Raw genomic sequence first — 9,405 nt, 5'->3', positions numbered from 1 at the left:
TTCTCTGGTCGTCGCAACCCCTGCAAGGCCTGACGAACTCATCGACCAGCGGCGGGTCCGGCACCAAGCCTGCGCAGCGCTTCGGCGTGCAACGCAGGGGGCAGGGCCAGCACGCCGTCGGCGCGGGCGCTGGCCGTATTGAAGCGCAGCGCAGCGCCCCTGGCATCTGTCACCACGGCACCGGCCCGTTCCGCGATCAGGCTGCCCGCCGCGATGTCCCATTCCCAGGCAGGGCGCAGGGTCAGCATCCCGTCGAAGCGTCCCTCTGCCGCCAGGCACAGGCGCCAGGCCAGCGAAGCGCGGAAGTGGCGGAAGATCTCGGGCACGCCTCCGGGCCATTTCTCGGGCGCCATGTTGGCCTTGGTGGTCAGGATGTCGGCCCCCTCCAGCCGGTCACGACGGCTGGCCGCCATCGGCTGGCCATCCCGCAGGGCTGGCGCCGATTCGGACGCGGTATAGATCCTGTCAAGCGCCGGCAGGAATACGACCGCCGCCGTCACCCGGCCCTGACGGGCCACCGCAAGGGAATGGGAGAAGGTTTCCTCCCCGGCAATGAAGGCGCGTGTGCCGTCGATCGGGTCGATGATGAAGACACTTTCGCACTCCAGCCGGGCAGGGTCATCGGGCGTCTCTTCGGACAGCCAGCCGTAATCGGGACGCGCCGACTGAAGGACCAGCTTCAGCATGTCGTTCACCGCCAGATCGGCCTCCGAGACGGGGCCATGCTCGCCGCCCTTGTCCCAGACCTTCGGATCGCGGCGCCAGTAGCGCAGCGCGATGCGCCCGGCCTCGCGCGCGGCTTCGGTCAACAGGGCCAGGTCACGCGCCGGCAATGGTCATCCCGTCGATGAGAATCGAGGGCACGCGCGTCGAAAGATGGGGCCGCGCATCGTTCGCCGGGATGATGCGGCGCAGCATGTCGCGCAGGTTGCCCGCGATGGTGCACTCGTGGACCGGATGGCTGATCCGGCCGTTTTCCACCCAGAACCCCGCCGCGCCGCGCGAATAGTCGCCCGTCGTCGGGTTGATCGTCGATCCGATCATCGAGGTGACCCAAAGCCCGGTGCCCATCTGTGCCAGAAGGTCGTCACGGCTGACCTGACCCTGCGTCAGGTCGATGTTGGTGGTCGAAGGCGATGGTGGCGCCGAGACCCCGCGCGAGGCGTTGGCCGTGGACGGCATGCCCAGCTTGCGCCCCGTCGAAAGGTCCAGCACCCAGCCGGTCAGCACACCATCGTCCACGATCGCGCGGCGGCGGGTCGCCAGCCCCTCGCCATCGAACGGGCGCGAGGCGGAAATGCGCGGGCGGTGCGGGTCTTCGATCAGGGAAATCCCGGCGGGCAGGATCCGTTGGCCAAGAAGGTCGCGCGCCCAGCTGGATCCGCGCGCGATCGCCGTGCCGTTGATCGCCGACAGAAGGTGGCTGACCAGCGATGCCGCAACCCGTTCGTCGTAAAGCACCGGATAGGTGCCGGTCTTCGGCTTCACCGACCCCACGCGCTGCAAGGCGCGTTCGGCGGCAAGCCGGCCGATGCTGTCGGCATCCGGCATGTCGGACAGATAGACACGCGACTCCCCGGCATAGTCGCGCTGCATGTCGGTGCCCGCGCCGGTAAACGCCACCGCGGAAAGCGAGACCGAAGTGCGCCCGTAGCCCCCCGAAAAGCCATTCGTCGCCGCCAGATGCAGCGCGCGGCGGCTAAAGGCGGCGGCGGCTTCGACCTGGGTGATGCCATTTGCGCCAAGGGCCGCGGCCTCGACAGCGCGGGCCTGCTCTTCCAGGGCCGCGGGGCCGGGTTCCGGGGCGGGGTCGGCCAGATCCAGCGCGGCAAGGTTCCAGTCCTGCGCCAGTTGCGAGGGGTCGGCAAGGCCGACAGTCTGATCCTCCGGGGCCTCGCGGGCCATCGCCACGGCGCGTTCGGCCAGGGCCAGAATCGTGGCCGGAGAGGTATCCGAAGCCGAAACGCAAGCCTGCCGCCTGCCCATCAGCACGCGCAGGCCGATTTCCACGCCCTCCGACCGCTCTGCCTGTTCCAGCGCGCCCTTGCGGATTTCGATCGACAGCGCCGTGCCGGACACCGCCAGCGCATCGGCGCTGTCGGCCCCGGCCTTGCGTGCAGCGTCAAGCAGGGCCTGCGTCAGGTCGGAAAGACTGGGGGTCATGGATCGGTCCCGGATGATGTCGGGCTAGGTAGTCCGAAGGGGGGCGCTGTGCAAGACCGCCCCCCTGGGCCCGCCCGCCTATTGCAGCCGCTGGCCGTTGGCGAAGAAGCCGCCGTCCTTGAATTCCAGAAGGCTTGTCACCTCGTCCGGTGCCGAGCCGGGACGGGTGAACATGCCCAGCATCATGCGTGCGCCCATGGCCTGGTCGTCGGGCAGAAGGCCCATTGCGATCAGGTTGTCGATCAACTTCTGCACGCCCGTGATCGAAACGTTGATCTGGCCGCTGGGTGCAGGCATGCCCTGGAAGGTCTGGAGATCATTGTTGTCGAAGGTCAGCCCACCCGTAGCCGCCACCTGCGCCCCGGCCGCCTTGACCAGAAACTGCGTCAGGTCCAGCGAGTTCAGCTGGCCCGGAGGCTCTGTCCCGGTGGATTGGAAGGCCGGGTCCATGATGTCAGCCAGCCAGCGCCCGGTGCCCCTGGTGTCCAAAATGAAGGTCGCCGGTTCGCGCGACAGCGTCGCCGCCGGGTCGAACAGGCCCCAGACATCTTCCGAGACGGTCAGGTCCACCAGCTTGGCCAGGAAGGCAAAGTCCTGCGGAGTATCGGATTTCGACGCGGGCATCAGCACGTTGAACGCGGTCTCGCCGAAGCCGAAAGTCAGTTCCGGGAACGGGATGTCCGGCCCGGACAGGCTGAAGTTCGCCCCGGTCAGCGAAGTGCCGTAATTCACCCGCGTCTTGTCCACCCCCAGGACGAAGCCGCCCCCGGTCGCGGTGCCGGCCATCTTGACCGGGCCATTGCTGTCGGTCACGTCAAGGTCGATGGACATGGGTCCGAACGAGAAGGTCGAGTCGGTGCTGAAGCCGCTGTTCAGGGCCTTGGCCATGTTTGCCATGATCTCGGGGCCCAGGAAATTGCCCCTGGTCGCGCCCTTCAGATCGGCAATCGAGATCTTGAAGGTGCCTTTTCCCGATGTCTCGGGGCTGCTTCCCGCAAGGTCCAGGGCCATCGACTTGATGGTGAAATTGCTGTCAAGCGCCACCGTCTCGTCCGAACGGCTCATCAGATAGCTGCCCCGGGCTTCGGTCATGACCATGGTCGCCGCGGTGTCCAGCGCCTTGCCGTCCTCGTCCTTTACCTCGTCCAGGGTGATGGAAACGGTCGGGGCATCGAAATCGTATCTCGTCGCCTCGACGGTGCCCCCGGCGGTGATCACGGCGCCCGGCTGCGAGATGGTCAGCTTGATCGACGACGGTCCATCGTCCGTTTCCGGAAAGGCAAGTTGCATCGGAAGTGTTTCGGACATGGTGATCGCAACCGTGCCGTCGCCCTTGTCGCTGAAATCCAGCCTGTCGATGCTGACGGCATAGGTGCCGCCAAGCTCGTCCTTGTGCGTCACGACAAGGCCCGACACCTCCAGCGTGTCGCCATTGCGCGTGGCGCTGCCGACGGTGATCTGCTGTCCGCCTGCGGCATAAAGCGCCTGCCAGCTTTCCCAGACCTGTTCAGGCGTGACATCAGCCAGGGCTCCGGTGGCGGAGAGAGAAAGCACCAATGCGGTCGAGGAGGCGAGCATCCGGGTCATTGCAGGGTCTTTCCGGTTGAATTCCATGCGGCATCCTTTCTATCACCTCCTGACGCGTCAAGGGAGTCTGCCATGCAGGCCGGGTCGGGAATGACAGACAGAACGGCAATGATCGAGACAGGGCAGATCCGCAATTGCACGGTGATCCGGCTGAACCGGCCCGAGAAGGCAAACGCTCTGACCGGGGCCATGCTGGCCGACCTGCGCCGGGCGGTAGAGGCGGCCCGGACCAATGCCCTGATCCTGACCGGCGCGGGCAAGGTCTTTTCCGCCGGGGCAGACCTTGACGGGATGCGGGCCGGCCTGGGCGCCAGCCCGGAATGGGAGGCCCTGTCCTCTGCCATCGCCGGCTATTCCGGTCTGACGGTTGCGGCACTGAACGGCACGCTGGCAGGTGGGGCGATGGGCATGGCACTGGCCTGCGACCTGCGCATCGCGGTGCCGTCGGCGCAGTTCTTCTACCCGGTCATGCGGCTGGGCTACCTGCCCCAGCCGTCCGATCCGGCCCGGCTTGCCGCCCTGATCGGGCCATCCCGGGCCAAGCTGATGCTGCTGGCCGGGCAAAGGATCGGCACCGACGAGGCGCTGGCCTGGGGGCTGATCGACGGCATCTGCGCCGTCGAGGCGCTGATCGACACGGCAATGTCGCTGGCCGAACAGGCCCTGGCCGCCGATCCGGTGCATGTTGCCGTCCTGAAACGCATGACCAACGGGGGAACCCCATGACGAACGCCTACGAGACCGGCCGCCTGAACCTGCCCTTCGTCGGTATCTCGACCTTCGGCAAGAATCCCTACCAGCCTGACTGGTCAAGGATCGAAGCAGACTTTGCAGTGCTGGGCGCCCCGTTCGACTTCGGCACCCAGTTCCGCGCCGGCGCCCGCTTTGGGCCGCGTGCGATCCGCGAAGCCTCGACCCTGTTTTCCTTCGGCCATTCGGGGGCCTACGACCACGAGGATGACGTGACCTATCTGGAAGGTGTTCGCATCCTCGACATCGGCGACGCCGATATCGTCCACACGGATACCGAGACCAGTCACGCCAACATCGAAAAGGGGGTGCGCGCCATCCTGGCCGCCGGGGCAGTGCCGGTGGTGCTGGGCGGCGACCATTCGGTCAACATCCCCTGCATCCGCGCCTTCGAAGGTCGCCCAATCCACATCGTCCAGATCGACGCCCATCTGGACTTTGTCGATGTGCGCCACGGCGTCCGCCACGGCCACGGCAACCCGATGCGCCGCGCAGCCGAGCAGGCGCATGTGAAAGGCATCACCGCACTTGGCATCCGCAACGTCAGTTCCACCGCGAAGGATGGCTACGATGCGGCCCGCGCGATGGGCGACGACATCCTGTCCGTCCGTCAGGTGCGCAGGCTGGGCATCGAAGGCACGCTGGCCCGCATTCCGAAGGGGGTAGACTATTACCTGACCCTCGACATCGACGGCTTCGACCCCTCGATCGCCCCCGGCACCGGCACGCCCTCGCACGGCGGGTTCCTGTATTACGAGGTGCTGGAGCTGATCGACGGCCTGACGAAACAGGGCAACATCATCGGCATCGACCTGGTCGAGGTCGCCCCGGATTACGACCATACCGGCACCACGGCCATCCTGGCGGCGCAGATCCTTCTGAACACCATCGGGCGGATCGCCCATAACCGGAGGTAGGCCGCATTGCCGCGCCCCGCAGCACTGCCGCATCCGGCCCTGAACCGGCAGGATGGCGCCCTTGGCTGAAGCCCTTGTCGTCGGCGCCGGTCCCGCAGGTCTGATGGCGGCGGAAGAGCTGGCGAAAGCCGGGGTGCGGACCATCGTCTGCGAAGCCAGGCCCTCGGTCGCGCGCAAGTTCCTGATGGCCGGAAAATCGGGGCTGAACGTCACCCGGGACGAACCGCGCGAAGCCTTCGTATCCCGCTACGATGCGCCGCAGCTGCGCCCGATTCTGGCCGGGTTCGGCCCTGACGAGGTGCAGCAATGGTGCCGCGACCTGGGACAGGAGATTTTCACGGGATCGTCCGGCCGCGTCTTTCCCGTGGCGATGAAGGCCTCTCCCCTGTTGCGGGCCTGGCTGCAAAGGCTGGTCTCGCTGCGGGTCGAGATCCGCACCCGCTGGCGCTGGTCGGGGTTTGCCGCTGCGGGGCTGCGCTTCGCCACGCCCGAGGGCGACCGCGTGCTGACACCCGATGCAACCGTCCTGGCTCTGGGCGGGGCCAGCTGGCAGAGGCTGGGGTCGGACGGGGCCTGGGTTCCCTGGCTGCGGGAAAAGGGCGTGGCAATTTCCGACTGGAAGCCCGCGAACATGGGCTTCCGGATCGACTGGTCGCAACGCATGGCCGCGTTCTTCGGCCAGCCGGTCAAAGGCGTGGCGCTGCTGGTCGGCGACCGCCGCGAACGTGGAGAGTTCGTCATCTCCTCCCGCGGAATCGAGGGGGGCGGAATCTATGCCGTCAGCCGCGACCTGCGCGAGGGGGCGACGCTTGCGTTGGACCTGCTGCCGGACCTGACGGAAGACCAGGTTGCAGCCCGCCTGGCCCGGATGAAACCGGCTGAAAGCACGGCGAACCGCCTGCGCAAGCTGGGGCTTGGCAAGGTGCAGGCGGCGCTGGTGATGGAATGGTCGCGTGACGCGCCGCTGGCCCGGCTGAAGCGGCTGCCGGTGCCGCTGGCCGGCCCGCGCCCGCTGGACGAGGCAATATCGGTCGCGGGGGGCGTGCGATGGGATGCGCTGACGCCGGATCTGGAGTTGCGCGCCCTGCCGGGGGTCTTTGCCTGCGGGGAGATGCTGGATTGGGAAGCCCCGACCGGCGGCTATCTGCTGACCGCCTGCTGGGCCAGCGGGCGCTGGGCTGGCCAGCGAGCTGCGGCAAGGATCACCACGGCCTGAGATCACGGCTGGCAATCCGTGCCCCGGCCTGCGCTGCCTGGTCAGTACATCAGCAGACCGCCCGAGACGTTGATCATCGCCCCGGTCATGTAACGCGCCATGTCCGAGGCAAGAAAGACAGTCACGCCGACATGGTCTTCGGGCAGGCCCAGCCGCTGCATGGGGATCGACCGGATCATCGCCTCGCGGTCGGCCTCGGTCTGGCCGGGAACCTTCAGCATCGGCGTGTCCACCAGGCCCGGCGCGACAGAGTTGACACGGATACCCAGAGGTGCCCAGCTGCGGGCCATGCCACGGGTCATGGTGGTGATCGCACCCTTGGTCGCGTTGTAGACAACCGACCCGGAAAGACCGCCGGACAGCGCCCCCTGCGAGGAATAGTTGATGACCGACCCGGGCGTTCCGGTGTCGGCCAGGCGCTTCGCGAAGGCCTGGGTCAGGAAAAACAGTGCCTTCAGGTTGATGTCGTGCTGGGCATCCCAGTCTTCTTCGGTGACCGAGAAAAGGTCATTCGTGCGCAGGATGATCCCGGCGATGTTGACCAGGACCGAAGCAAGGCCAAGATCGGTTTCGATCCGCCCGACCAGCGCCGGCAGCTGCCCGATCTGCCGCAGGTCCGTGCCATAGCCGCGGTGCCCGCCGCCAAGGGCGTTTGCGGTGGAGTCGCAGGCTATCTGGTCGCGATCGACCACGGCCACCCTGCACCCCGCCTCGGCAAAACCTTCGGCGACCGCGCGGCCAATGGCGCCGGTTGCACCGGTGACGATGACGGTCTTTCCGGAAAGGCCCCAGTCAAGGTGGCTCATCGGTCAAGCCTTGCCGATTGCACAAGGTCTTCGTTGATCTCGATCCCCAGACCGGGCCCCTCGGGCAGGTTGATCCAGCCGTCGGTATGCCAGACCGGCCTGTCCACCAGATCTTTCTGCGCGGGGCCATAGACGGGTTGCAGTTCAAGCTCCTTGCAGGCGGGGCAGGCAAAGCTGAGCGCCTGGCTGGCGGCAGAAACGATGGCGGTGGAAAAGTTGTGGGCGTTCGCCTGCCGGCGGTGGGCGTGGCAGATCTCGGCGGCTTTCAGGAAGCCGGTGATGCCCTCGATCCGGCCGGGGTCAAGGCCGACCACATCGACGGTGCCGGTTTCCACGATCCGCTCCACTCCCTTGTGGTTCCACTCCTTCTCGCCATAGGCGAGCCTGAGAGAGGTAGCGGCGCGCAGCGCCCGGTAACCTTCGGGATCGTGGTCGCCAAGCGGTTCTTCCAGCCAATGCACGTCGTAGGCCTCGAACGCGCGGGCCCGCTGGATGGCGGTGGGCACGTCCCAGAAGTTCTTGATGCCAAGATCGATCATCAGCCGCTTGTCGCCGATCGCGGCGCGGACGGTTCGGACGAATTCGACATCGCGGGCGTGATCGAAGCCAAGATGCGCATCGCCCTTCTTGCCGAAGCCGATCTTCACGCCCTGCATTCCGCCCGACAGGTAGCCCCTTATGTCATCGGCCATTTCGGGGATCGAGGCCTTGGTCCCGTGGATCGAGGCGATTGCAGGAAGACGGGTGCGGACCGGGCCGCCCAGCAAATCAAGCAGCGACCGGCCCAGCACCTTTCCCTTCAGATCCCACAGCGCGATGTCGATGCCGGAAATCGCCAGCGATGCGATCCCGGCACCGTTGCCATACCACCAGCTGTGTTCCTTCAGGGCCAGCCAGATGGCATGGCTGTGAAGTTCGTCCTTTCCCACCACCAGTTCGGCCATCCCCTCGACCAGGGCCCTGGCGGCGCGGGAAGCTTCGGGGAAATAGGTGCAGCATTCGCCCCAGCCCACGGCCCCGTCCTCTGTGGTGATCTTCACCAGGCAGACAGAGCGCAGGCGGGAATGGTCGTTCGGTTCGGGGTAGGCAACCGGAATGGCCTGAACGCTGCGGATGGTCATGTCAATCCTGCACGCAGGTCTGCTTCTGGGTGCCGAGACCCTCGATCCCCAGCTCAACCACATCCCCGGCCTTCAGATAGCGCGGCGGCTTCATGCCCATCCCGACGCCGGGTGGCGTGCCGGTCGAGATTATGTCGCCAGGATGCAGGGTGAAGAACTGGCTGAGATAGGCGATGATGTGGGCGACGCCATAGACCATGGTGCGGGTGGACCCGTTCTGCATCGTCTCACCGTTCACCTTCAGCCACATGCCAAGGTTCTGCGGATCAGGCACCTCATCGGGCGTCACCAGCCAGGGGCCGGTCTGGCCGAAATTGTCGCAGGACTTGCCCTTGGTCCACTGGCCGGCGCGTTCGGTCTGGAAGGCGCGTTCGCTGACATCGTTGATGACGCAGTAGCCGGCCACATGCGACAGGGCCCGGTCTTCGCTAATGTATTTGGCGGGCTTGCCGATGACGACGCCAAGCTCGACCTCCCAGTCGGTCTTCTGGCTGCCCCGCGGGATGAGGATCGGGTCGTCCGGACCGCAGATGGCCGAGGTGGCCTTCATGAAGATCACGGGTTCCGGGGGAACCTGAAGGCCGCTTTCGGCCGCGTGATCGGCATAATTCAGACCGATGCAGATGAACTTGCCCGTGCCACCGACGCAGGGGCCAAGGCGGGGCGAGCCCTCGACCCTGGGCAGGGTTGCCGGGTCGATGGCCTTAAGCCGGTCGAGATCGGTCAGGACAGCGCCGGAAAGGTCGGCCACATGGGCCGAAAGATCGCGGATCGTGCCCGAGGCATCGAGGAGGCCGGGCTTTTCCTGCCCCTTCGGCCCGTAGCGGAGAAGTTTCATGGTTCGT

General features: G+C 66.5%; 9 protein-coding genes. 3 read left to right on the top strand and 6 right to left on the bottom strand.

Translation table 11 applies throughout. The annotated features are described in order from the left end of the window. Positions 1-38 precede the first annotated feature (38 nt). From EZM81_RS04075 to EZM81_RS04065, 3 genes are all read right to left on the bottom strand, one after another. A complete protein-coding gene (locus tag EZM81_RS04075; RefSeq protein WP_136644864.1) occupies positions 39-833 on the bottom strand; it encodes a 3'(2'),5'-bisphosphate nucleotidase CysQ in 795 nt (264 codons plus the stop codon). Then, on the bottom strand, positions 820-2,163 hold the full coding sequence (locus EZM81_RS04070) for a TldD/PmbA family protein (RefSeq protein ID WP_136644863.1): 1,344 nt from the start codon (positions 2,161-2,163) through the stop codon (positions 820-822). The genes EZM81_RS04075 and EZM81_RS04070 overlap by 14 nt, the downstream gene beginning before the upstream one ends. A 78-nt stretch (positions 2,164-2,241) precedes the next feature. Further along, complete coding sequence (locus EZM81_RS04065; RefSeq protein ID WP_136644862.1) at positions 2,242-3,777, bottom strand: DUF2125 domain-containing protein; 1,536 nt, start codon at positions 3,775-3,777, stop codon at positions 2,242-2,244. An 81-nt stretch (positions 3,778-3,858) separates the two neighbouring features. On the opposite strand from EZM81_RS04065, the gene EZM81_RS04060 reads away from it, so the two are divergent. The 3 genes from EZM81_RS04060 to EZM81_RS04050 are packed head-to-tail and all read left to right on the top strand — an operon-like array spanning position 3,859 to position 6,633. Next, positions 3,859-4,476: an enoyl-CoA hydratase/isomerase family protein gene (locus EZM81_RS04060; RefSeq protein ID WP_136644965.1), complete on the top strand. Its 618-nt coding sequence runs from the start codon at positions 3,859-3,861 to the stop codon at positions 4,474-4,476. After that, the gene (gene speB / locus EZM81_RS04055; RefSeq protein ID WP_136644861.1) at positions 4,473-5,417 is read left to right on the top strand and encodes an agmatinase; all 945 of its coding nucleotides are present in this window, start codon (positions 4,473-4,475) and stop codon (positions 5,415-5,417) included. The genes EZM81_RS04060 and speB overlap by 4 nt, the downstream gene beginning before the upstream one ends. Positions 5,418-5,469: 52 nt before the next feature. Then, positions 5,470-6,633, top strand: a complete 1,164-nt coding sequence (locus tag EZM81_RS04050; RefSeq protein WP_136644860.1) for a TIGR03862 family flavoprotein — start codon at positions 5,470-5,472, stop codon at positions 6,631-6,633. Between the two features lie 41 nt (positions 6,634-6,674). Here EZM81_RS04050 and EZM81_RS04045 read toward each other — a convergent pair whose 3' ends face one another. Genes EZM81_RS04045 through EZM81_RS04035 form a run of 3 tightly spaced genes read right to left on the bottom strand, consistent with a single transcriptional unit; the run spans position 6,675 to position 9,398 of the window. After that, the gene (locus EZM81_RS04045; protein ID WP_135447728.1) at positions 6,675-7,439 is read right to left on the bottom strand and encodes an SDR family NAD(P)-dependent oxidoreductase; all 765 of its coding nucleotides are present in this window, start codon (positions 7,437-7,439) and stop codon (positions 6,675-6,677) included. Beyond that, the gene (locus tag EZM81_RS04040) at positions 7,436-8,560 is read right to left on the bottom strand and encodes a mandelate racemase/muconate lactonizing enzyme family protein (RefSeq protein WP_169052298.1); all 1,125 of its coding nucleotides are present in this window, start codon (positions 8,558-8,560) and stop codon (positions 7,436-7,438) included. The genes EZM81_RS04045 and EZM81_RS04040 overlap by 4 nt, the downstream gene beginning before the upstream one ends. A gap of 1 nt (position 8,561) precedes the next feature. Then, positions 8,562-9,398 (bottom strand): fumarylacetoacetate hydrolase family protein, encoded by an 837-nt coding sequence (locus tag EZM81_RS04035; protein WP_136644858.1) that lies wholly within the window; start codon positions 9,396-9,398, stop codon positions 8,562-8,564. Positions 9,399-9,405: the final 7 nt, after the last annotated feature.

This window comes from Tabrizicola sp. YIM 78059 (assembly GCF_004959785.1).
GTDB lineage: Bacteria > Pseudomonadota > Alphaproteobacteria > Rhodobacterales > Rhodobacteraceae > Tabrizicola > Tabrizicola caldifontis.
Note: the sequence above shows the minus strand (reverse complement) of the source record. Positions and strands in the feature narration are given on the sequence as shown.